The sequence below is a fragment of the Agarivorans sp. QJM3NY_25 genome, assembly GCF_050870875.2.
Classification (GTDB): domain Bacteria; phylum Pseudomonadota; class Gammaproteobacteria; order Enterobacterales; family Celerinatantimonadaceae; genus Agarivorans.
Genome location: NZ_CP194041.2, coordinates 3,992,515 through 4,014,695, shown reverse-complemented (window position 1 = coordinate 4,014,695; position 22,181 = coordinate 3,992,515). Strand labels below are relative to the sequence as shown.

Genomic DNA, 22,181 nt, shown 5'->3' with positions numbered 1-22,181 from the left:
CTAAGGCTTGCTCTTGATGTTTTATATTGTAAAGGATGCAAGGTGCAGGAAGCCAACCCACAGCAACACCATCACCGTGATTTAGATATTGCTGCTGAGCGCAGTGACCCCTTACTGAATAGTTTGGTATTTTTGTCCAAGTATTACGGCAAGCCTTTTTCAGCGAAGGCGCTTTCGGCTGGTCTACCGTTAAAAGACGGCTTGTTGACGCCTGCGTTATTACCTCGCGCGGCATTACGCGCCGGAATGGATGCATCTTTGGTTAAAAAACCAATTGATAAAATTCCCGACTTATTATTGCCTTGTATTTTGCTATTAGAAGATGGTCGCTGTTGTGTATTGCTTGCTCGTAACCAGCAAGATATTGAAGTAGCTTGGCCGGAATTACCTGATAGCCACGAGCATATTACTTTAGACAAATTGGCTCCGAGTTATAGCGGTTTTTGTTGTTATGTTCGTAAACGTTATCGTTTTGATGCGCGTTCTCCGGAAGCTTTAAAGAGTAACCGTGGTCATTGGTTCTGGAGTACTTTGCGTCGCTCGGCTCCTCTCTACCGAGACGCCTTGGTCGCATCATTATTTGTGAATTTATTTGCAATTGCTTCGCCCTTATTTGTGATGAATGTTTATGATCGGGTCGTACCCAATTCAGCGATGGATACCTTATGGGTATTGACAGCTGGAATGGCGCTGGTCTTGGTGTTCGATTTCGCTTTAAAGCAGATGCGTGCTTACACTTTAGACTTAGCAGCTAAGAAATCAGATATTTTATTATCTGCCCGAATCTTCGAAAAATTGCTGAACATGAAGATGGAGACTCGTCCTACCTCGGTAGGTGCCTTCGCAAAAAATATACAAGAGTTCGATTCGATCCGAGAATTTATTACCTCCGCCACGATTGCCGCTTTAGTTGATGTGCCATTTTCTTTGCTGTTCCTTGCGATTATTGCACTGGTTGCCGGCCCCTTGGTATTAGTGCCTGCTGGGGCGGCGCTGGTGATGCTTCTGTATTCATTTTGGATCAAACGTAAGATGCATCAAGAGGTCGAGTTAGGCAGCCGATTTGCCAGTCAAAAGAATGCTCATTTAATCGAAAGTCTTTCTGGTATCGAGTCTTTGAAGTTAGCGGGGGCAGAAAGCCAATTCCAGCATAAGTGGGAAGAGTTAGTCGGTAATATCGCCACTTGGAATATGCAAATTCGTAAATTGGCGACTTCGGTGGGCAGCGTTAACGGCTTTGTTTCACAAAGTACCACGGTGTTATTAGTGGTGGTTGGGGTATTTCAAATCTCTGTTGGTGAATTGTCGATGGGGGGCCTGGTGGCGGCGGTTATGTTAACCGGACGCGCTTTGGTTCCTTTCTCTCAAGTCTCATTATTGGCAACGCGTTATAATCAGGCGCAATCGGCATTGCAAAATCTAGAACAGATTATGGCTTTGCCGGATGAGAATCTAGAGCGTTATATGCATCGTTCTCATTTCGATGGCGATATCAGTTTTAGCGATGTAGATTTCACTTATCCGGGTTCTGAAGTTCAAGTGCTTAAACAGGTAAGCTTTGCGATTAAAGCCAAGGAAAAAGTCGCAATTATCGGGAAAATCGGTGCAGGAAAGACCAGTATTGAAAAACTTCTGCTGGGATTTTATACGCAACAGCAAGGCGCTATTCGTCTCGATGGTGTTGATTTAAAACAGATTAGTCCTGCAGATATTCGTCAAAAACTGGGGTGTTTACCTCAAGATATTAATCTGTTTTATGGTTCTATTCGGGAAAATATCACCCTCGGGGTGCCGCATATCGAAGATGAGCTGATTTTTCGCGCAGCAGAGTTAGCTGGGGTGAATGAGTTTACTGATATAGATCCTGAAGGTTTAGATCGTCAAGTGGGCGAGCGGGGTCAATATTTATCAGGGGGACAGCGCCAGGCGGTCGCTTTAGCACGTGCTTTGCTGTTTAACCCTCCGGTATTAGTGCTCGATGAACCGACCAGCAGTATGGACGCTCACTCTGAGAATTTAGTGAAGGCACAACTGAAACAAGTTGTCGCCGATAAAACCTTTATTTTAATTACACACAAAATGTCGATGTTGGATTTAGTTGATCGGATTATTGTATTGGAACGTGGTCGAGTGGTTGCCGATGGCAGTAAAGCAAAGGTTCTAGAGCTACTGCGTACTGGTCAAGTGAGGTCACCAAATGGCCAAGCGTAAGCTAAATGTTTCTGAGAGTGATCTGCAATTTGTGGATGATATTAACGCCGCGATATTAATGAAAACGCCGCGTAGTTCGCGTCGTTTACTATGGTTGATCTTTATTTTGATGATCTGCGCCTTATATTGGGCTCATTGGGCCAAAGTGGATGAAGTTACGGTCGGCGCGGGGAAAGTGATCCCTTCCCAACAAATTCAAACCATTCAAAATCTTGAAGGCGGTATTCTTAAACAAATTTTGGTGAAAGAAGGCGATACTGTTGAAATAGGCCAGCCTTTATTGTTGATAGACGATACTCGTTTTCGTTCCGATTTTCGTGAACGAGAGCAACGCTTAATTAATCTTCAGTCTGATGTAGCGCGCCTGCGTAGCGAAATTACCAGTATTAAAATGCACCCCGAGTTGGACATGACACAGTGGCGTAAACAAGTATTAATTAGTGATGAGCCCATAGACTTTGATGCCGAGTTTAGCCAAAAGTACCCTGAAGAAGTGAAGGGGCAGCAGTTGCAAAAGATGGCTAGGTTGCGGGCCTTACAAAATCAATTGTCGATTACCGCAGGGCAAATTGAGCAGAAACAACAGGAGTTATTGGAGCTTAAGTCTAAGGTTGAGCATGCTCAGCGGAGTTACAGTTTGGTGCTAGAAGAGCTCGCCCTCACGAAACCCTTAGCCAAAGAAGGTATTGTTTCTCAGGTCGAATTGTTAAAATTGAAACGTCAAGCTAACGACCTTAATGGCGAACTTCAAAGTAGCAAGCTATTAGAACCAAAAATTCGCAGTGCTATCGCCGAAACGGTGTATAAGCGTCGAGATATTGCGCTCGCTTTTTTGAGTGATGCTCGTCAGCAGTTGAATAAAATTGAATCTGAATTGCAGCCATTAACCGAGGGTCAAGTTGGTCTGCGGGATCGAGTCGCTCGTACTTCAGTGGTCTCGCCAGTCAAGGGGACTGTGAAAAAAATCTATAGCAATACGGTGGGTGGAGTGGTGCAACCAGGGATGAGCATCATGGAAATCGTACCTATGGAAGATAATTTATTGGTTGAGGCGAAAATTCAACCTAAAGATATTGCTTTTCTTCGTCCGGGGCTTAAAACTGTTGTTAAATTCAGTGCTTACGACTTTTCAATTTATGGCGGTTTGAATGGTCATTTAGAATTAATAAGCGCAGATACGATTTTGGATGAAGAAGGTCATAGCTACTATTTAGTGCGGGTACGTACAGATAAAAACTACTTAGGTAGTGATAACATGCAGTTACCAATTATTCCTGGAATGTTGGCCAATGTAGACATTATCACCGGTAAAAAGAGTATTTTGGATTATCTATTAAAACCGATTATGAAGGCGCGACAGACTGCGTTAAGAGAACGTTAATCGTGAACGTACCAGTTAACAAGGAGAGTTAATGAACAAGTTGTGCTTAAGCGTTACGTTTGGATTGATGATGAGCTGTAATTTCGCTTCGGCTCAATCTTTAGAGCAAGCGGTGGCCAAAGCTTTAACCGAGCATCCTCAATTACAATCTTCTTTTAACCAGTTTAAGGCAAGTGGTGAGCAATATCAGGGGGCAAAGGGCGGCTTTTATCCCAAGGTTGATTTGAATGCTGGCGCGGGGTGGGGGCAACGGGAAACAAACGCGTCAGGTACCAATAGCGCCAATCCTACAGAGCTTGGTATTAGTATTCGTCAGTTATTATTTAGCGGTTTTGCGACTACCGGTGAGGTATCGAGAACCGAGAATGAGGCGCGGGCCGATCAGTGGTTATTGTATAACGATGCCGAGAATATTGCGTTGCAGGTAGTGAATGTCTATTTAGAGGTGCTCAAGCAACAGCAATTGCTTACCTTGGCTGAGAATAATTTGCAAACTCATCTGGCGATCCAAGGGGATATTAAGAAGCGCACCGATGCCGGGCTAGGTTCTAGTGCCGATCTTACTCAAATTAACGGTCGAGTGGCACGAGCGAACACCAATGCTCTCTCCGCTCAAAATAACCTATTGGATGCTCAAAGCCAGTTTTTGCGAGTGGTGAATAGTCTCCCTCAGGATTTGGTCATGCCGGCGGCCGATATGAACTTGTTACCGCCGGATCTTGATAGTGCGGTTGATGCGGCCTTGAAAGTTCACCCCGCATTAAAGTCTGCGCAATATGATGTTGCAGCCGCGAACGCCCAAAATACCGTGGCTAAGTCGCGTAATTACCCAGAGATTGCTTTAGAGTTAGATGGGGATTGGAATCGTAACCAAAACGGTCTCGCTCATACCAAAGATTATGAGCTAGCGGCGATGCTACGCTTGCGTTATAACTTATTTAATGGTGGCAGTGATTCAGCGGCGATTCGTCAGAGCGCTTATCAGGTCAATCGGGCCAAATCGATGAATGAGGATGCGCTGCGTCAAGTCACTGAGGGCACGCGCTTGGCTTGGAATGCCTGGGATGTATTGGTTCGTCAAAAATCATTCTTGCAGCGGCACGTTGATGCGAGTTACCAAACAGTGAGCGCCTACAAGAAACAGTTTAATTTGGGAAAGCGTAGTTTGTTGGATGTACTGAATACTGAGAACGAGTTATTTGAAGCTCAAAATGAGTTTATTGCTGCCGATATTGACGAATTACGAGCGAAATACCGTCTGCTGAATGCCACTGGGCAATTGCTCGAAGGATTACGGGTAGACCGACCCGAAGATTGGACTTTTTAATGCTTAAATTGAGCGCAGTCATCTTACTGGCGATCTTCAATCTGATGGCTTGTAGCCAGAGTGTTGAGCCTTATAGGGTTGAATTGGCGGGCTACGACCGTGCTGATCAAGATCGCGATGGGGTCATTAATCAACGAGATCTTTGCGTCGATACCGAATCTGGGGCTGAAATTGATAATAATGGTTGTGCTGCTTATCAATTAAATGTTGATAGTTATGAGCTGATGGTATTTTTTGAAAATGATTCGAGTCAATTGAAGCGTGAGTTTGAGCCGCAGTTACAGCAAGTCGCTGAATTTATGCGGCGTTATCCTCAGGTTGAAATTGGAGTTGAAGGTTACGCCAGTGCTAGCGGTCGTGCAGACTATAATCTGCAACTTTCGCGGCAACGGGCGAAGGCTGTGAGCCAGGTACTGGTTGAGCGTTTTCAAATAAGTGAGCAGAGGATCCAACTACAGCCTATGGGCGAAAGCCAACAGTTGGTGGATGATGATTCACCTCAAGCGGCGGCTGCCAATCGTCGAGTCCGTATATTTGTGCAACAACAATACCGCAATGTGGTCCCTAAATGGACTATCTACACGTCTCAGTTAAAGCCTTAGGTTAGCGGCATGCGGCGCCTTTTTTCACGCTGGTGGCTGATGGCTTTAATTTGGCCAATGCTGCTACTCGCTTCGGCCTATCAACTGGAAGAACTTGCCGCCACGGTCCGCAGTTTTTATGGTGAAAGAGCCGAATTAAGAGTTCGCGCCTGGCGTCAGTTGATTGCCGAGAGTCAAACCATTGCAGAGGCCGAGCAGCTCAATCGGGTCAATGATTTTTTCAATCAAATGTTATTTGTCGATGATATTGAAGTTTGGGGACAAAAAGATTACTGGGCGACTCCGGTTGAATTTTTAGGCGCAGCCGCTGGTGATTGTGACGATTTTAGCATCGCCAAATATTTCTCCTTAATCGAATTAGGGGTTGATGATAGCAAGATGCGCTTGGTCTACGTTAAGTCTTTGACTTATAATCAGTTTCATATGGTTGTTGCGTATTATAAAACTCCGGCTTCGGTTCCCATTATTCTTGATAATATCAATCCAAGGATCCTGCCTGCGACACAACGTGGTGACTTAGTGCCGATCTATAGCTTCAACGGTCAGCATCTTTGGCTAATGAAAGAAAAAGGTCGAGGTCAGTTGGCGGGTAACTCTTCTCGACTTAAATTATGGACCGATTTACAACAGCGCTGGCGGCTCAATCAATTGAAAAAACCAGTAAAGAATTTTGAGGGCTAGGGGACCACTATGACCTTATATCGCCAATTATTGATAGTCGTATTGCTGATTTATGGTGGCTTACTTGCCGTTGTATTTACGATTGATGTTAACAATACTCGAACTTATTTGTCTGAACAGCAGCTCTCAGATGTGAATAATACAGTTACCTCTTTGGGATTGTCTTTGAGTCCTTATCTTGAAGCGAATGATAAAGTGGCGGCCGAGTCGGTGATTAACGCGATGTTCGACAGTGGCTACTATCAGCAAATCAGCCTGAAAATGTTCACTGATAATCAATTGATTGATCGACGTAATAGCGCCAGCATTGAGGGGGTACCTGATTGGTTTATCTCGCTGGCGTGGTTTAAACCGAGCGCCCAACAGCAGGTGCTCACTAGTGGTTGGATGCAGTTGGGCGAATTAAATGTGGTCGCTCACTCTGGCTATGCCTACTTGCAGTTATGGGATGCCATGCTTGATCTCGCCAAACTGTTTGTGGTGGGCTATTTGGTTACAGTGCTATTGCTGATGCGAGCGCTACGTTATTTATTAAAGCCGCTAGAACAAATTCAAGAGCAAGCCAAACAGTTGGAACAGCGTAACTTTGGGCAAACCATCCCCTTGCCTCGCACTCAAGAGCTGCGCAGTGTGGTGGGGGCGATTAATCATATGTCAGATAGTATTGCCCAGCAGTTTGAGCAACAGGTCCGGGAGGCGAGCATCCTCCGTCAGCAAGCTTTTCAGGATTCGGTCTCAGGTTTGGGCAATCGAGCTTATTTTGTCAGTCAGAGTCAGTCTTGGTTGGCTGAATCCGGAGTGGGTGGTGTCGTCTTGCTCTCGCTTGATGTGATAGAAGCCATCCATCTGCGAGATGGTTTTGTCGCACGTGATCACTTGATTCAATCCGTGGGCGAATTATTTTCTAGTTATATCCAGCAACAACAACAATTGGTATTTGCTCGCATTAGTAAATTAGAGTTCGCTATTTTAGCGGAAGGCTTTGATAAGCAACAATTGTTAGCGCTGACCAAGCAAGTTCATCAAGACATTATGCAACGACTGGGGCCTTGGCAGCATTATCTTAGTCGGCCGATGGTGATGGGTTTAGTATTGCGCCAGCATGATGAGAATATTAGCCAATTACTGACTGCCGCCGATGCAGCTTTGCATGCTGCGCGTGAGCAACGTGAGGGGTATTATAGTCTGGCAGCGGTTGAAGATAATGCGATACCTCGTAGCCAATGGAAACAGTTACTGGAAAGCACTATTGAGCGGCAAAGTTTGAATTATAAAACCCAAGTGGTTCAGTTTATTCATACCGATAGTGTGTTACACCATGAACTGTTTACGACTATCGAGGTCGATGCTCAAGATTATGCCGCTGGGCAATTTATGCCAGCAATTGAACAATTTAGACTGGGCGCTCAATTTGACCAAATGGTGGTAGAAAAAGCCGCCATTGCCTTGCATCGACAGCTAGACTTAAGCTTAGCCATTAATCTCACCTTGTCGGCCTTGAGTGATGTTCAGTTTTTAAACTGGTTGGTTGGTTTTGCCCGGCAGCAGCAAACAGTGGCGAAGCGGATGGCTTTTGAGATCCCAGAGACCGCATTTTTGCATGAAAATAGTGAACTTAGCCGATGCATCGATTGCTTGCGTGACCTTGGTTTTCAGATTGGCATCGATCAATATGGTCGTAACCTAAACTCACTGAGTTACTTAAGTCGAGTCAAACCAGATTATGTGAAAATTGATTATGGCTATACCGCTCAGGCTTTGGTTGAAGGGGGCGATAGTCATTTCTTGAGTGCTATTTGTCGTGCGGCTAAAAATTTGCAAATTGTGACGGTGGCACAACGGGTGGAGAATCAACAGCAAGTTGAGCGTTTAGCCAGCCTACCGGTGGATGCCTATCAAGGTTATGTGGCGCCACCTGAAAAATTCAACTTGATTGGGGAGCGGCGATGAAGCGATGTTTGTTGATTGTTTGCTAAGGCAGATTGAGCGGATATATTTTCGGGGTCTGTTGCAGATAAAGCCTCTACTAAGGCGGTTCAACGGCTCCGTAAGGTTTTTTATCTAGAGAAGATTAACCATAAAAGATGAATATGCCCGAGGGCTTACGAGGGAATAAGATGAAGAATTATCTGTTAGCGCTAGTCATTTGCTGTTGCGCGACAGCTCAACCAGTGTTTGCCGCATTGTTACATACGAATGGTGAAGCGAAGCTATTGGTAATTGCCGATCAGGTACAACTTGATTTACAGGCCTCGAGTCTGGCGAAGACCGCTGGTGATGCGAAGCAACAAGTGGATAAAATCGTGAAGGTGACACAGTCAAAATTGGCTAATCTGCTCAGCGAATCTGATCGTTTCGAAGCTAGCCAATTACAAATTCAAGCTGAGTACCGCTATCAAGACCGCGAACGAATATTTGTCGGTTACCGTGCACAACGTAGTATCGTTGTAGAGCTCTCAAGTCTGGACTTACTCACTCGCGTATTGGATGCTGCGATGCTCAGTGGTGTGGATGAGGTTCGTCGCTTGCAATATACCAGCTCACAAGCTGAACAATATCAGCATCAGGTTCGCGCGATGGCTGTGGAAGATTCCTACGCAAAAGCCAAACAACTGGCCGATGCATATAATAGCCGTTTAGGTGCCGTCGCCGAGGTGAACTACCGTAGTCAAACGGCTGTGCCAATGATGAAAATAGAACGGGCGAATTTAGCCGCGGATGGGAATAGTAGTTCCTATCAGGCTGCTCAGCTAGTATTTAGTGATAACGTCGATGTTAGTTTTAACTTATTAACCGAAGATGATTGATTGGACAAGCGAATCATAAGTCCGAGCCAGAGGATGTAGTTGACTCAACCCAGTGACGATCAAGTAGCGGCCAGTATCCTTGTGCCGGACGGTTGATGAAAGATGCCGATTCTCAAACTTCACGGCGGACTACGAATAGGCTTAGCTTGTGGTGTACGAGTTGGCTTTCAGCAGCAGGTTTACGCTGAACCTGCTGAATTGGTTTGAATTGTCAGAGCACTTAACATGGATAAAAAGTTTAAACAATCGCTCCCTTTACTGCAGCTGATGTGGTTGGTGTTGATGATGAACTTTGCTTTGCCGCTGGCCGCACAGCCAGTGCCGCCCACCGAAGTCGAGTTTGTCACCATCGATTATCCGCCGCTACTGGGCAAGAAAGACAGTATCATGACCGATATTACAACGGCGGCCTTTAATGCGATGGGAATAGCCGTTACTTATAAAGTGTATCCGTTAGCGAGGGTGGTGAGAGCGGTTACCAGTAATAGTGTGGTAGGGGCCTTAGGCAGTAATAGTTGGTTTCATTATGCGCCCGCTGATGAACCGGTTGCTTTCATTCGTATGTATAGCCTGAATATGCTGCTCTTTTATTTAAAATCTCGTTTTCCCGAGGGACTCAAGTATCAAGATTTAAGCGAGCTCAAAGACTACCAAATCGGTTATATCCGTGGCGGTTCACTGATTCCTGTATTTGAACGTGAAGGGATTAAACCGGATTTAGTGAGAAATTTGAGCCAAAATGTGCATAAGGTTTATGCGGGGCGAGATGATATGTTTGCCGCTACCGAGCTTGGAGGCTGGGCGATTATTGAGCGCTACTATCCTGAGCATGTCGATAAGTTTTCGTCCGCAGAGCAAGCGATCCTCAACATTAGTGGGGATATTATTTTCGCGAGTCAACAGCGCTATTTGGCTGCGTTATTCCAACAGGGTTTTGAAGCCATCAAGGCGAATGGAGAATATTTGACCATTATTCAAAAGTACTACGGTGGGAGAGCTTTACCGCAACACATGCTCGATTTTATGCAGCAGCCAATTATCCTTGAAACACTTAAAGCCGTCGAATAAGCTTGGCATTTTGTGAGAACTCTCCAAGTCAAGTCCTGCCGCGTGGAATGGACTTGTGACTTGGAGAGTTGCATCAATATACGATTAGTCGGTCGACTTAATAGGCGGCATCGCTTACCACAAAGTCTTGGGCGTTGTGGGTATCAACCAGTTCGGCCGCTAAAATCACTCGTGATGGTGCACTGTGATACATTCTACCTAAATGTTCATGACGTAACCCGGTAATTGCTAACGCAATCCCTGAAGCAATCATGCTTGGTGGATAGGTCACTGTGGCTCTTACCACGGGGTTTCCATTAACGATCATGGCTATAATGTCCTGTGAACCTGCGCCACCTAAAACGGTTTTAATATCGCTGCGCCCAGATTCTTTGATTGCCTGCATCACACCCTTTAACATATCGTCATCTTGGCACCATACCGCATCAATTTTAGGGTGTTTTTGTAAATAGTTTTCCATGACAGCCAAGGCTTTTTGGGTCGACCAATCGGCTGGCTGACTGTCTAATATGGTGATTTCTGGATGTTTCGCTATCACTCGATTAAAGGCGTCTACTCGCTGCTTGTTAATCGGAATGGGCATGCCTTCAATCACAACCACCTTTCCTTTGTTTTTCATTTCTTTTGCAAGCCATTCACCACTGACTCTGCCAAGACCTGCGTTATCTCCGGCAATAAATACATTTTGGGCGGGAACTTCCAGTTCTCGGTCAACCACGACGGTATAAATACCGCTGTTGTAGGCTTCTTCGATAACTTTCTGTAGCGTTGCTGGATTGTGGGGTAAAATGACGAGCGCATCGATCCCTTTAATCATTAAATCTTCCACATCTCCCACTTGTTTTGAGCCTGAGCTGGCTGCGACTACATAAAACTCCAGCCCATCTTCTTGTTGTTTAAAATCTTTGGCGGCTTTTTCTGCCCACCACAGCAACCCAGCGGTCCAACCATGGTCTGCTGAGGGTACCGATACTCCAATTTTGAGGTTTTTTGCTATCGCGATATTGATGCTTAGCGAACTGACAAGCACAATACCCAGTAGCAGTTTTCCTATGTGTTGTAATAAACTCATGACTTGCTCTCCTTCGTATTAAATTGACGGCGTGGCTTTAGCGGTCTCGTTTGAATTGCATTAATACCGCAATCAAAATAACCAAGCCTTTTACCGTTCCTTGTAGATAGGGAGAAACCCCTAATAAATTCAGCATATTATTAATAATCCCCAGAATGATGGCTCCAATAACCGTCCCCCATAAGGTTCCTTTGCCACCGGATAGCGAAGTGCCGCCAATCACCACCGCGGCAATCGCATCCAGCTCGTAAAATAGGCCCGCGTCCCCAGGGCTCACCGAATTCAGCCGTGACGAAAGCATGAGTGCGGATAAACCCACGGTAAACCCCACAATCACAAAGCTTAATAAGTACACGCCTTGTACATTGATTGCCGAGTAAGTTGCTACTTTAGGGTTTGAGCCCACCGCGCAAAGGTGGCGCCCGAACGCGCTGTGGCGCAATACCACATGGCCTAATAGCGCTAAACTCAAAAATAGCCAGACTGGGATCGGAATACCTAGCCAGTAGCCCCCTCCGAGATCTGGGTAATAGGAGTTTTGCGAGACCATTTCTCCAGCATCGCTAATGTAAAGGGTGAGTGAGCGAAAAATAGACATGGTGGCTAGAGTCGAAACGAAGGCGGCAATTTTACCTTTGGTCGTGAGCCAGCCGTTGAGCGCCCCAAAGGCAGCTCCCATTGCCATTGCTGCGACAATTACGATGACAACGCTAGTCCAACCATCCCCTAAATAGTTGAGTAACATAATGACTAATACACCGACCAAGGCCAGCATCGAACCGACCGACAAGTCGATCCCACCAGCGATAATCACAAAGGTCATCCCAAGGGCGATAATTCCGGTGTAAGAGACTTGGCGTAGTACATTCGTGAGGTTTCTGGGGATCAGAAAGTGTTCGCTCGCTAAGGCCGAGAGTAAGATCAAAATTAACAGCGCGAGGAGTGGAGCCCAATTTGAAATACTAAGTGTTGGCAATCTGCTGAGCCAAGTTCTTGCTCGCTTCGGCTGGTTTTTAGTTTTCATTTTTGCAAGCTCATTCATGCTCGCTCTCCTGTCGTTGAAGTGTGGTGGTGGTCGCTTGTGAGGTTAGCCCCGCTGCCAGAAACATAATTTGTTGTTCATTAATTTGCTGGGCCTTGAGTTCGCCTTGGATCCGACCCTCGCGCATCACCAGTACCCGGTGAGCAAGGCCTATTAACTCTTCCATATCGGAGGAAATCACTACGACCGCTAAGCCTTGTTCGGTAAGGTTTTGTACAAAGTGATAAATTTCTTTCTTGGTATTTACATCCACTCCCCGAGTGGGTTCATCGAGGATTAAAATTTGTGGTTGGGTGTCCATCCATTTCGCCAGATAAACCTTTTGTTGATTCCCTCCGCTCAAATACAATAATTCGCTATTTAATGACGCGGCTTTAATATCGAATCTCTTCACATAGTGTTCGGCTGTCTGGTGAGTTTTACGATGATTAATTAAGCCTTTGCAGTATTGGCTTAAAGAAATCAAACTGATGTTTTCGGGTAGGTTAAAGTTCATGGTAAGGCCACAGCCTTGGCGATCTTCACTTAAGTAAGCCAGACCGTGTTTTAGGGCATCCTTAATGTTATGGATCGATACCATTTGTTGCTGAACCCATATTTTTCCAGAATGGCGTCGGCGGAGGCCCATGATTGCCTCTGCCATTTCGGTTCGGCCACTACCGACTAAGCCAGCAAAACCCAGAACTTCACCCCGGCGTACACTAAAACTGATATCGTGCAGCAGGCCTTTGATTGAGAGCTGCTGAATCTCTAGTGCTTGCTGGGATTGAATTTCGGAGCGCAGAGGAAATACTTGATTAAGTTCTCTACCAACCATCTTACGGGCCATGTCTTGTTCGTTGATTTCGCTTACCTGTTCAATCGTGATGAGTGAACCATCACGCAAGATCATCAGCCGATCGCATAATTGTTTTACCTCTTTAAGCTTGTGCGAGATGAATAAAATAGTGACACCTTGCGCTTTTAACTTTTCAATCAGTTTAAATAACACCGTGACTTCTTGGCTGGTGAGCACGGTTGTTGGCTCATCCATAATCAGCAGTCGAGCGTCATTAACCAAAGCTTTGGCTATTTCGACCATCTGTTTTTCGGCGACACTCAGTTGCTCAATCAGGGCATCTGCTGATAGCTCGGTTTCAAGTAAACTTAATAACTCTTGAGTTCGTTGGCGCATCGCTTTTTTATTGAGTAATATTGGCCCCTTGAGTTCTTGCCCAAGAAAGATGTTCTCAAATACGTTCAAACTAGCGATGAGGTTAAATTCTTGAGGGATCATGGCGATACCGAGTGCTTTCGCATCGCTAGGGCTATTGATCTTTACTTGTTTTCCGGCGACTGAAATTCGACCGCCACTACTTTGATAAATACCGGAAATAATTTTCAGTAGCGTGGATTTTCCAGCTCCGTTTTCGCCTAAAATCCCCATCACTTCGCCGGGCATTATCTGTGCACTAATGCCATCTAATACAGGTACCCCAGAAAAGTGTTTACTGATTTTCTCTAGGCTTAGAATGGGTTCAGCTTGCTTCATGCCCATTCTCCAAAGCGGTCCACTGGCCGTTATTTTGTGAAGAAAACAACATTGCATTGATGAATTGTAAGCCTTCAACACCTTGTTTTACGCCCGGTAATAGGCTGTTGGCAAAGATTTCAGTGGGAGATTTTCCTGCCGCGCACAGTCGGATAGCTTGCGCGGTTTCTTGATATAAATTAGCAAAGCCCTCGAGGTAACCCTCGGGGTGGCCTGCCGGCGTTCTAACTAAATGGGGGGATCCTGATTGATAACCATAACCAGCTCGACTTAAGATCCGGCTTGGTTGCGCAAAGGGGCTGTAAATTAGCTGATTGGGCTGCTCTTGCGCCCATTCTAAACCGCCATCACTACCGTAGACCCGGATCCGCAGCCCGTTTTCATTGCCGGGGGCGACTTGCGAACTCCACAACATACCGCGTACACCTTGCTCAAAACGCAGCATTGCATGTACGTTATCGTCTAATATTCGATTTTCGACGAAGCTGGTGAGTTCTGCGCTGACTTGTTCGACTTGTAAGCCAGAGACAAAGGTGGCTAAGTTGAAAGCATGGGTACCAATGTCACCTAAACAACCCGCAGGACCAGAACGTCGGGGGTCGGTGCGCCAAGCTGCTTGTTTATTACCGCTATTTTCGGTGGCGGTGGTCAGCCAATCTTGGGCATACTCGACTTGAACTAAACGCAGTCTACCTAAGATCCCTTCGCTGACCATTTGGCGGGCCTGCCGTATCATCGGGTAGGCGCTATAATTATGCGTTAATACAAATAATTTTCCGCTTCGAGTGGCCAATGTTTGCAGGCTTAAGGCTTCTTGTAGTGAGCAGGTCATTGGTTTGTCACAAATGACGTGAATGCCAGCCTGTAAAAACGCTTCCGCAATCGGGAAGTGTAAGTGATTTGGTGTCACAATGCTTACCGCTGTGATGCCATCGCTACGTGCAGCTTCGGCTTCGGCCATGTCTCGATAATCGAGATAACAGCGTGTCGGTTCAATACCAAGTTCTGCTGCCGATTGTTTGGCTTTGTTCGGATCAGCGCTGAGGGCGCCAGCGACCAGCTCAAATTGATCATCTAAACGGGCGGCTATGCGATGAATTGCGCCGATAAATGCGCCACTTCCCCCGCCAACCATGCCTAATTTAATCTTAGTCATACCTTGTTCCTTATAAACCTAAAATGCGTAAGTTGGCTGCTTGATCGATTGCGCTATCGGCAAAGTCGTCAAAGGCCTTATCGGTCACCTGAATGAGGTTTCTCTTGACAAAGGTTGCTCCCTCGGCAGCGCCAGCTTGAGGATGTTTCAGGCAGCATTCCCATTCCACCACAGCCCACCCAGTAAAGTCGTACTGTGCCAGCTTGGAAAAAATGCTCACAAAATCAACCTGCCCATCACCTAAGGAGCGAAATCGGCCAGCTCGTTCACTCCAGCTTTGGTAGCCTCCATACATACCTTGTTGGCCACTTGGATTAAATTCAGCGTCTTTGACATGGAACATTTTTATACGTGGGTGGTAGTGGTCAATAAAGTCTAAATAATTGAGTTGTTGTAAAACAAAATGGCTCGGATCAAATAGGATGTTGCAGCGTGGATGGTATTTAACTGCAGCTAAGAATCGATCAAAGCTCACGCCATCGTGTAAGTCTTCTCCGGGATGTATTTCATAACATAGATCGACACCAGCTTGGTCGAAGGCATCCAAAATGGGCAGCCAGCGCTTAGCGAGTTCGGCAAAACCCGTTTCAATTAGCCCTTTTGGACGCTGTGGCCACGGGTACATATAAGGCCATAGCAAGGCTCCGGAAAAAGTGACGTGGGCGTGAAGCCCAAGGTTTTGTGATGCCTTTGCTGCCAGTAACAATTGCTCGACAGCCCATTGTTGACGCTCTTTCGGTTTGCCGTAAAACTGCTCGGGGGCAAAGCCGTCAAACATTTCATCGTAAGCGGGGTGTACTGCCACCAGTTGGCCTTGTAAATGAGTCGATAATTCGGTCAGGGTGAGACCGTGACCGTCAAGCAGCGCTAAAATTTGTTGGCAATATGCTAAATCGTTGGCGGCGCGCTCCAGATCAAATAAACGTTTATCCCAGCTCGGTATTTGTACCCCTTTGTAACCTAAGCTTGCAGCCCAACGGGCAATATTATCGAGGGTATTAAAGGGGGGCTCATCACTGGCAAATTGAGCCAGAAATAGCGCGGGTCCTTGTAGGTTTTTCATCGGTATTCCTTATCGATCCGTTGAATCAGTAATGACAAATGTAATCGATTACATTTTTGCATTTTAAGAGTTATCATGTTGTTCATTTACTCCGGTGGTTTATTTCGCTTCGTCATATGTTTTTTTCATTGGTGGATAAAATCTATACAAGATGTTGGCTTTTATCTAGCGGTTGTTGCGTAAATGTGATCAATGTTGAGCTTTAATGGTCACCGGTTAAGAAACGTTATCCGTAAAGCAAATAGCGTAAAGCGCTTTTGCAAAAACCGATGTAATCCGTTACATTTAGATGGACTTACGGAGCGTCGACCGAAGCTTTGTGCTGGTGTTATTAGCAACTAGGACTGTTCATGCCAACCATAAAAGATGTTGCCAAGCTTGCTGGAGTATCAACTGCTACGGTCTCTCGTGCTATGACGGATCCAGCAAAAGTATCGGATAAAACTCGGCTTAAGGTTGAGCTGGCGATTGCCCAGTCGGGCTACGCTCCTAATGTTATCGCTCGTAACCTGAGGCGAAGTGAATCGAAAACGGTGGTCATTATTGTGCCGGATATCGCCAATATGTTTTTTGCAAATATTGTGCGTGGTATACAGCAGATTGCCTTACAAAATGCTTATAAAGTATTACTCGGTGACTCAATCCACACTGTAGAACAAGCCAAAGAATATATGGACTTAGTCCGCAGCAAGCAGGCTGACGGCATTATCTCTTTAACTGCCGAGCTACCGATGGAGATCCGACAAGGGACGAGCATTCCAATGGTTATGGCTTGTGAATATTTTCCCGATTTTCCTATACCAACGGTCCGCATCGATAATCGAGGTTCGGCTAAACGGGCGGTGGATTACTTGCTGGATATAGGGCATCACCAAATAGCTTGTATTACCGGTCCCATGGAAAATCCTATCTGTATTGACCGTAAAGCGGGTTATCAAGATGCTCTACTTCAAGCTGGATATACGCTCAATGAAGCGGCTTTTGAGGAGGGGGATTTTAGTTTTCAGTCTGGCTATAGTGCGTTTATGCGTTTACAGCAGCATTACTCGATGACTGCTTTATTTTGTTTTAATGACATGATGGCGTTAGGGGCGATGAAGGCTGCGACTCAGCTTGGTATTAAAGTACCACAGCAATTATCTATCGTAGGTTTTGATGACCTCCTGTTTGCCGAATACACTAATCCAGAACTCACGACCATTCGCCAACCGCAAGAAGATATTGGTAAAATAGCGATGCATACCCTACTAAAAATATTGACAGGTGGTAAAGTTAACCAAGATACGGTCGTGCCAACTCAGTTATTGGTTCGCTCTAGCGCAACCCCTCCGGAAATGATCTAACTAAACAGCTGAATGAGGCTGGCATTCCCACTTGATATGACTTTTAAACTCTTCCTCAGCTTTTGTTTGCTTGTTATTTAGAGTGTAAGTTAATCGGCGATCCTAAACATATTTAACATTTACTAATTTAAGATACTCGGCGAAGGTGTGGGTCGTGGTCGTGAGCATCTGCGATGTAAAAATTAGGTGTTTTGCTTTCTTTGGTTATACTTACAAAACTTATGGATTTCAGCCCTATTAGCTAATAGCAAGGAGGTGATGAGCGATGAAGGTTTGTTTTGCAAGACGACTCAGGAGCGTTTGCTTAATGCTCATTACATTTCTCATCGTGACCTCTGGCCGAGTTCAAGCGGACCCTCAACTAGATATCGATACCGTTGAGTTGGCGACAATAGACTATCCACCGTTAATGGGAGGTCGAGAAGCGATTCTTTCTGAACTTGCTAGCGCAGCCTTCGCAGCAGTGGGAATCAAGGTTAATTATCGAGTTTACTCTCTGCCCCGAGTGGTTCGGGCCGTTGCAACTAACGCGGTCGCCGGAGCCCTGGGGACTCATAATTGGTTCTACTATGATGATGCGAAGTTGCAAATATCATATATACCTATTTACGCCGTTAATATCCGATTATTTTATTTAAAGAGCCATTTCCCTCAAGGGCTGGACTACCAAGAGCTTCGTGATTTGCAAGGCTATAAAATCGGTTATATTCGTGGTGGTGCTTTACTCCCAGAGTTTGCTAAAGCCAATATTGAACCAGAATTAGTTCGAACTTTGCATCAAAATGTGGAAAAAGTGTATGCGGAACGCGATGATATGTTTGTTGCCACCGAGCTAGGAGGATGGGCTGTCATTAAGCAGCATTTCCCCGAGGATGTCAGTAAATTTGCGCAGGCTGAGGATCCCTTATTTATTGACGAAGGAGATATCATTTTTTCTCATAAGTATAAACATTTACAAGACATTTTTTGGCTTGGTTTTCAGATGATTAAAGAGAATGGCCAATATTTAAAGGTGGTTGAAAATTACTATGGTAAACACCAAGTTCCGGCTTATTTGCAAAGGTTTATTGAGTCGCCCTAAGGGCTAATTTCGCGCGAAGCTGAATCACATCAACATGTGCACTGGACCATCATTTTGCCAGCTTGTTTTAACTATCACGCCAAAACTTCAAGATGTGCCCTTTAAAAGGCGTATTTAAATAGTCAGTATGTAGCGGTTTTTCATGAGTATTAAGGTATCCATATTGGGTCATACATTGACTCAGCTTACTTTTTCGACCTCGACCGGGGTCAACTAAAATCACTTCGCATTTACGGTTGGCATGGTTTTCAATGAAATTTGCCAGTAGTTTAATATGCTCATCTTCATAAAGCAGATCACTGCCGATGATTAAATCAAACCGACCTAAATGATCTCGCTTGTCTGCCCAATCAACTCGTTGATAGTCAATGGATTTATCTCCATTAAGTAAGGTGTTGCGCTGCAAGAAAAACTCTGCTTCGGGGTGGTAATCGGTCGCGGTAATATCGGCATTTTGTTGATTAAGCAATAAACTAGAAAGTCCAATACCACAGCCTATCTCAAGAATGCGTTTGTTGCCTGTTTGATAGTCTGAAATATGATGGGCCAGTACCATGCTTGAAGGCCAAACAATACCAAATAATGGCCAAGTGGCTGACGAAATCCCTAATTTTAATGCGATACCATCTGGGTCGCTAAATTGCTGATTGTCACGTAAGGTGCAAAGGTGAATGTCGGTACTACCAAACTCGATAGTTTGGTAACGAAGCCGCAGTGCTGATGTCATAATTATCCAAAGGGATTAAGAAGGCTAAGCCAGCTATCTAGGATAAGTGACGAAACAGAGTACACCAAGAATATAGCAATTTGAGTCTTGTACAAGTAATTTGCCTAGACTGGTTTTCTATAGGCACAAAAAAAGCCAGCATTTAGACTGGCTTTTTTGCGACTTAGCGAATCAAATTAATGCAAAATACGCGCGCGTATTGTACCTTCAATTTCTTTTAGTTTCGCTATCGCTTGATCTGCTTGTGCTGTTTCTACATCAATTACGACGTAACCAATGTTAGCATTGGTTTGTAGATATTGAGCAGCAATGTTGATCGCATCTTCAGCAAAAGCTAAGTTGATTTTGGTTAATACGCCCGGTTGGTTATGGTGAATGTGTAACAGGCGGCTGGTGCCCGTATGCTCAGGCAGAGCCACTTCTGGGAAGTTAACCGCTGACAGCGTTGAACCATTGTCTGAGTACTTGGCTAGTTTCGCAGCCACTTCGATGCCGATATTCTCTTGGGCTTCCTGAGTTGAACCACCAACATGGGGGCTTAATAGGACGTTGTCGAAGTCACGTAGCGCAGAGACAAATTCTTCTTTGTTTGATTTTGGCTCGGTTGGGAATACATCGACAGCTGCCCCGGCTAATTTTTTACTTTCTAAAGCAGCAACCAGCGCTTCGATATCGACTACAGTACCGCGTGAAGCATTGATTAAAATTGAATTTTGCTTCATTGCTGCAAATTGAGCTTCTCCAAACATGTATTTGGTTTGGGGGGTTTCAGGCACGTGTAAACTAACCACATCACTCATCGCCAAGAGTTGGTTTAAGTCATTTACTTGGCTTGCATTACCCAAAGATAGCTTACTTTCGATGTCGTAATAGTAGACTTGCATGCCTAGGGTTTCAGCTAAGATCCCGAGTTGGGTGCCAATATGACCATAACCGATGATGCCCAATTTTTTACCGCGAGCTTCAAAAGAATTATCCGCAGATTTGATCCACTCGCCGCGGTGTGCTTTGGCGTTTTTCTCTGGAATACCGCGAAACAATAAGATGATTTCACCTAATACCAACTCGGCAACGCTACGGGTATTAGAGAAGGGAGCATTAAATACGGGAACGCCCTTTTTTTGCGCGGCGGCTAAGTCAACCTGATTCGTACCAATACAGAAACAACCAATCGCCACTAACTTATTCGCGGCGGCAAGCACTCGTTCGTTGAGGTTGGTGCGAGAACGAATACCGATGAAATGAACATCTTTGATTTTCTCTATCAGTTCGTCTTCTGCTAGCGAAGTTTTGATCATTTCTACATTCTCATAACCAGCTAATTGAAAGGACTGTAATGAACTCGGGTGCAGACCCTCTAATAACAAAACCTTAATTTTTTCCTTGCCTAACGAATACTTTGCCATGTTTGCTTCCTAAAACCCATGTTACCGCTTGAGCGAGTAAATTTAGCAAAAAAGCACCACTTAGGGAATGTAATTTTATTACATCAAAATTTATTCATGTTTCGGCTAAAACACTGAGTTTGCCATGATTGATAGTTTTATATTTGGTATATTTGTACTTGGCTGGCAGTAATTAGAGACGAATTGAGACTGGTTGGAATATGTCACAAAAAAAGGAGTGCAGAAAGCACCCATTTTTTTGTTCGCTTGCTTATTTAGCGTTTTAGAGCGCCTTCTGGAGTACCAATCACCACATGATCTGCGCCGCGAGCGGCAAACAAGCCATTGGTCACGACACCAGCAATAGCATTGATATCACGTTCCATTTCAAGCGGGTTGATGATCTTCATACTATGTACATCCAAGATAACATTGCCGTTATCGGTGACAACTCCCTCACGGTATACTGGATCGCCTCCCTGTTTTACCAATTCACGCGCCACATAGCTGCGAGCCATAGGGATCACTTCTACTGGTAGTGGAAACTCACCTAAAACATCCACTTGTTTGGTATTGTCGACGATACAAATGAATTTTTCGGCGACCGCTGCAACAATTTTTTCTCGGGTTAATGCCGCACCACCGCCTTTAATCATATGATTTTGGCCGTTAATTTCGTCGGCTCCATCGACATAAATAGACAATTGGTCGACGCTATTCAAGTCGAATACTTCAATGCCATAAGCCAATAGTTTTTCGGTTGATGCCTCAGAGCTGGATACGGCACCGATGATTTGATTCTTCATGGTGGCGAGAGCATCAATAAAATGATTAACCGTAGAACCCGTGCCAACACCAACAATCGTGTCTTTTTGTACGTAATCTAAGGCGGCCCAGCCTGCGGCCTTTTTCATTTCATCTTGTGTCATTGCGATGCTCCGAAGCGATAGTTGTGAGAATTTGCCAATAAGTTGGCTATTTGGCGCGCAGTATAACCAAGCACAAAGGTGAACGCCAATGTCGATTGTTGTTTTTAGGCTGCGCGTCGGGTGAGCTAAATTAGGCGCTTACCAGCGCCAGTCTTTGCTGGGGGTGAGGATCCGTTTTAAGGGCTGATCCCATACCTGAACAGGAACTGCATCGACTTGCTGGCAGTCGTGAGCCAAGCCAACCACCAGCGGGGGATCGGTTTCTATATTCGCCAATAAACGATCGTAATAGCCACCGCCCATACCCAGTCGATTTCCCTCGGCATCGAAAGCAACCAAAGGGGTTAAGATCAGTTCTAATTGCTGGCCGGCAATGACCGCCGCTGGGTCAAAAATGGGTTCGGCGATCCCAAAGCGGTTTTGTTGCATCAGTGTGTTGGCATGATAGTGATGAAAACACATGTTTCCATTGGTATTTGGGTCGACTAAAGGGACAAAGACTTGTTTGTTTTGCTGCCACAACCAGTCGATAATTAATGAAAGATCCAGTTCCCCATCAAAGGCTAAATATAAGGCGATTCGTTGTGGTTTTACTAGGGTGGGATCCGCTTGTAAGTATTCGAGGATTGCTTGGCTGGCCTGTTGCTGCTGGGTGGGGCTTAAGCTGCCGCGCTGTTGGCGGATCTGATGGCGTAATTGTTGTCGCCACTGCTGATCTTGCGCCGCATCAAGTTTGCTCATACCAAAGGCTTAAGTTGCTATTAGATTGTTTCAG

General features: G+C 45.3%; 19 protein-coding genes. 10 read left to right on the top strand and 9 right to left on the bottom strand.

Annotated features, from left to right (window positions below):
* Positions 1 to 42 precede the first annotated feature (42 nt).
* From ACRRSW_RS18285 to ACRRSW_RS18250, 8 genes are all read left to right on the top strand, one after another.
* Positions 43 to 2,211 carry a type I secretion system permease/ATPase gene (locus ACRRSW_RS18285; RefSeq protein WP_432460088.1) on the top strand — a complete coding sequence of 723 codons (2,169 nt, stop codon included), beginning with the start codon at positions 43 to 45 and terminating at the stop codon, positions 2,209 to 2,211.
* Positions 2,198 to 3,592, top strand: coding sequence for an HlyD family type I secretion periplasmic adaptor subunit (locus tag ACRRSW_RS18280; RefSeq protein ID WP_432451812.1), 1,395 nt, complete (start codon positions 2,198 to 2,200; stop codon positions 3,590 to 3,592). Before ACRRSW_RS18285 ends, ACRRSW_RS18280 begins: the two co-directional genes overlap by 14 nt.
* 31 nt (positions 3,593 to 3,623) lie before the next feature.
* Positions 3,624 to 4,919, top strand: coding sequence for a TolC family outer membrane protein (locus ACRRSW_RS18275; RefSeq protein ID WP_432460087.1), 1,296 nt, complete (start codon positions 3,624 to 3,626; stop codon positions 4,917 to 4,919).
* Positions 4,919 to 5,521: an OmpA family protein gene (locus tag ACRRSW_RS18270; RefSeq protein ID WP_432460085.1), complete on the top strand. Its 603-nt coding sequence runs from the start codon at positions 4,919 to 4,921 to the stop codon at positions 5,519 to 5,521. The genes ACRRSW_RS18275 and ACRRSW_RS18270 overlap by 1 nt, the downstream gene beginning before the upstream one ends.
* 9 nt (positions 5,522 to 5,530) lie before the next feature.
* Complete coding sequence (locus ACRRSW_RS18265; protein WP_432451815.1) at positions 5,531 to 6,202, top strand: transglutaminase-like cysteine peptidase; 672 nt, start codon at positions 5,531 to 5,533, stop codon at positions 6,200 to 6,202.
* Positions 6,203 to 6,211: 9 nt separating this feature from the next.
* On the top strand, positions 6,212 to 8,152 hold the full coding sequence (locus tag ACRRSW_RS18260; protein WP_432460084.1) for a bifunctional diguanylate cyclase/phosphodiesterase: 1,941 nt from the start codon (positions 6,212 to 6,214) through the stop codon (positions 8,150 to 8,152).
* Between the two features lie 167 nt (positions 8,153 to 8,319).
* Positions 8,320 to 9,009 carry an SIMPL domain-containing protein gene (locus tag ACRRSW_RS18255; RefSeq protein WP_432460083.1) on the top strand — a complete coding sequence of 230 codons (690 nt, stop codon included), beginning with the start codon at positions 8,320 to 8,322 and terminating at the stop codon, positions 9,007 to 9,009.
* 225 nt (positions 9,010 to 9,234) lie between these two features.
* Entirely contained in the window at positions 9,235 to 10,077 is an 843-nt protein-coding gene (locus ACRRSW_RS18250) for a substrate-binding periplasmic protein (RefSeq protein ID WP_432460082.1), read from the top strand.
* Between the two features lie 97 nt (positions 10,078 to 10,174).
* Here the strand turns inward: ACRRSW_RS18250 and ACRRSW_RS18245 are convergent, their stop codons facing one another.
* From ACRRSW_RS18245 to ACRRSW_RS18225, 5 genes are read right to left on the bottom strand one after another with little or no spacing between them, the layout of a single operon-like run.
* Complete coding sequence (locus ACRRSW_RS18245) at positions 10,175 to 11,149, bottom strand: substrate-binding domain-containing protein (RefSeq protein ID WP_432460081.1); 975 nt, start codon at positions 11,147 to 11,149, stop codon at positions 10,175 to 10,177.
* A 37-nt stretch (positions 11,150 to 11,186) separates the two neighbouring features.
* Complete coding sequence (locus ACRRSW_RS18240; protein WP_432451820.1) at positions 11,187 to 12,191, bottom strand: ABC transporter permease; 1,005 nt, start codon at positions 12,189 to 12,191, stop codon at positions 11,187 to 11,189.
* Positions 12,184 to 13,722, bottom strand: a complete 1,539-nt coding sequence (locus ACRRSW_RS18235) for a sugar ABC transporter ATP-binding protein (protein ID WP_432460080.1) — start codon at positions 13,720 to 13,722, stop codon at positions 12,184 to 12,186. The genes ACRRSW_RS18240 and ACRRSW_RS18235 overlap by 8 nt, the downstream gene beginning before the upstream one ends.
* Positions 13,709 to 14,878 carry a Gfo/Idh/MocA family protein gene (locus tag ACRRSW_RS18230; RefSeq protein WP_432460079.1) on the bottom strand — a complete coding sequence of 390 codons (1,170 nt, stop codon included), beginning with the start codon at positions 14,876 to 14,878 and terminating at the stop codon, positions 13,709 to 13,711. Before ACRRSW_RS18230 ends, ACRRSW_RS18235 begins: the two co-directional genes overlap by 14 nt.
* 10 nt (positions 14,879 to 14,888) lie before the next feature.
* Positions 14,889 to 15,941 carry a sugar phosphate isomerase/epimerase family protein gene (locus ACRRSW_RS18225; RefSeq protein WP_432460078.1) on the bottom strand — a complete coding sequence of 351 codons (1,053 nt, stop codon included), beginning with the start codon at positions 15,939 to 15,941 and terminating at the stop codon, positions 14,889 to 14,891.
* 350 nt (positions 15,942 to 16,291) lie between these two features.
* On the opposite strand from ACRRSW_RS18225, the gene ACRRSW_RS18220 reads away from it, so the two are divergent.
* Positions 16,292 to 17,284 (top strand): LacI family DNA-binding transcriptional regulator, encoded by a 993-nt coding sequence (locus tag ACRRSW_RS18220; protein ID WP_432460077.1) that lies wholly within the window; start codon positions 16,292 to 16,294, stop codon positions 17,282 to 17,284.
* A 307-nt stretch (positions 17,285 to 17,591) separates the two neighbouring features.
* Complete coding sequence (locus ACRRSW_RS18215; protein WP_432460076.1) at positions 17,592 to 18,365, top strand: substrate-binding periplasmic protein; 774 nt, start codon at positions 17,592 to 17,594, stop codon at positions 18,363 to 18,365.
* A gap of 67 nt (positions 18,366 to 18,432) precedes the next feature.
* Here the strand turns inward: ACRRSW_RS18215 and ACRRSW_RS18210 are convergent, their stop codons facing one another.
* The 4 genes from ACRRSW_RS18210 to ACRRSW_RS18195 all read right to left on the bottom strand — a co-directional run bounded on the left by ACRRSW_RS18210 (position 18,433) and on the right by ACRRSW_RS18195 (position 22,147).
* The gene (locus ACRRSW_RS18210; RefSeq protein WP_432460075.1) at positions 18,433 to 19,092 is read right to left on the bottom strand and encodes a class I SAM-dependent methyltransferase; all 660 of its coding nucleotides are present in this window, start codon (positions 19,090 to 19,092) and stop codon (positions 18,433 to 18,435) included.
* A 176-nt stretch (positions 19,093 to 19,268) separates the two neighbouring features.
* Positions 19,269 to 20,498: a phosphoglycerate dehydrogenase gene (gene serA, locus ACRRSW_RS18205; protein ID WP_432451829.1), complete on the bottom strand. Its 1,230-nt coding sequence runs from the start codon at positions 20,496 to 20,498 to the stop codon at positions 19,269 to 19,271.
* Between the two features lie 254 nt (positions 20,499 to 20,752).
* Positions 20,753 to 21,406: a ribose-5-phosphate isomerase RpiA gene (gene rpiA / locus ACRRSW_RS18200; RefSeq protein ID WP_432460074.1), complete on the bottom strand. Its 654-nt coding sequence runs from the start codon at positions 21,404 to 21,406 to the stop codon at positions 20,753 to 20,755.
* A 138-nt stretch (positions 21,407 to 21,544) separates the two neighbouring features.
* On the bottom strand, positions 21,545 to 22,147 hold the full coding sequence (locus tag ACRRSW_RS18195; protein WP_432460073.1) for a 5-formyltetrahydrofolate cyclo-ligase: 603 nt from the start codon (positions 22,145 to 22,147) through the stop codon (positions 21,545 to 21,547).
* Positions 22,148 to 22,181 lie beyond the last annotated feature (34 nt).

Excerpts from the sequence above, each read along its gene's own strand:
- ACRRSW_RS18280 (WP_432451812.1), top strand. The coding sequence starts at position 2,198 with ATGGCCAAGCGTAAGCTAAATGTTTCTGAGAGTGATCTGCAATTTGTG.
- ACRRSW_RS18275 (WP_432460087.1), top strand. The coding sequence starts at position 3,624 with ATGAACAAGTTGTGCTTAAGCGTTACGTTTGGATTGATGATGAGCTGT.
- ACRRSW_RS18270 (WP_432460085.1), top strand. The coding sequence starts at position 4,919 with ATGCTTAAATTGAGCGCAGTCATCTTACTGGCGATCTTCAATCTGATG.
- ACRRSW_RS18265 (WP_432451815.1), top strand. The coding sequence starts at position 5,531 with ATGCGGCGCCTTTTTTCACGCTGGTGGCTGATGGCTTTAATTTGGCCA.
- ACRRSW_RS18260 (WP_432460084.1), top strand. The coding sequence starts at position 6,212 with ATGACCTTATATCGCCAATTATTGATAGTCGTATTGCTGATTTATGGT.
- ACRRSW_RS18255 (WP_432460083.1), top strand. The coding sequence starts at position 8,320 with ATGAAGAATTATCTGTTAGCGCTAGTCATTTGCTGTTGCGCGACAGCT.
- ACRRSW_RS18250 (WP_432460082.1), top strand. The coding sequence starts at position 9,235 with ATGGATAAAAAGTTTAAACAATCGCTCCCTTTACTGCAGCTGATGTGG.
- ACRRSW_RS18245 (WP_432460081.1), bottom strand. The coding sequence starts at position 11,149 with ATGAGTTTATTACAACACATAGGAAAACTGCTACTGGGTATTGTGCTT.
- ACRRSW_RS18240 (WP_432451820.1), bottom strand. The coding sequence starts at position 12,191 with ATGAATGAGCTTGCAAAAATGAAAACTAAAAACCAGCCGAAGCGAGCA.
- ACRRSW_RS18235 (WP_432460080.1), bottom strand. The coding sequence starts at position 13,722 with ATGAAGCAAGCTGAACCCATTCTAAGCCTAGAGAAAATCAGTAAACAC.
- ACRRSW_RS18230 (WP_432460079.1), bottom strand. The coding sequence starts at position 14,878 with ATGACTAAGATTAAATTAGGCATGGTTGGCGGGGGAAGTGGCGCATTT.
- ACRRSW_RS18225 (WP_432460078.1), bottom strand. The coding sequence starts at position 15,941 with ATGAAAAACCTACAAGGACCCGCGCTATTTCTGGCTCAATTTGCCAGT.
- ACRRSW_RS18220 (WP_432460077.1), top strand. The coding sequence starts at position 16,292 with ATGCCAACCATAAAAGATGTTGCCAAGCTTGCTGGAGTATCAACTGCT.
- ACRRSW_RS18215 (WP_432460076.1), top strand. The coding sequence starts at position 17,592 with ATGCTCATTACATTTCTCATCGTGACCTCTGGCCGAGTTCAAGCGGAC.
- ACRRSW_RS18210 (WP_432460075.1), bottom strand. The coding sequence starts at position 19,092 with ATGACATCAGCACTGCGGCTTCGTTACCAAACTATCGAGTTTGGTAGT.
- serA (WP_432451829.1), bottom strand. The coding sequence starts at position 20,498 with ATGGCAAAGTATTCGTTAGGCAAGGAAAAAATTAAGGTTTTGTTATTA.
- rpiA (WP_432460074.1), bottom strand. The coding sequence starts at position 21,406 with ATGACACAAGATGAAATGAAAAAGGCCGCAGGCTGGGCCGCCTTAGAT.
- ACRRSW_RS18195 (WP_432460073.1), bottom strand. The coding sequence starts at position 22,147 with ATGAGCAAACTTGATGCGGCGCAAGATCAGCAGTGGCGACAACAATTA.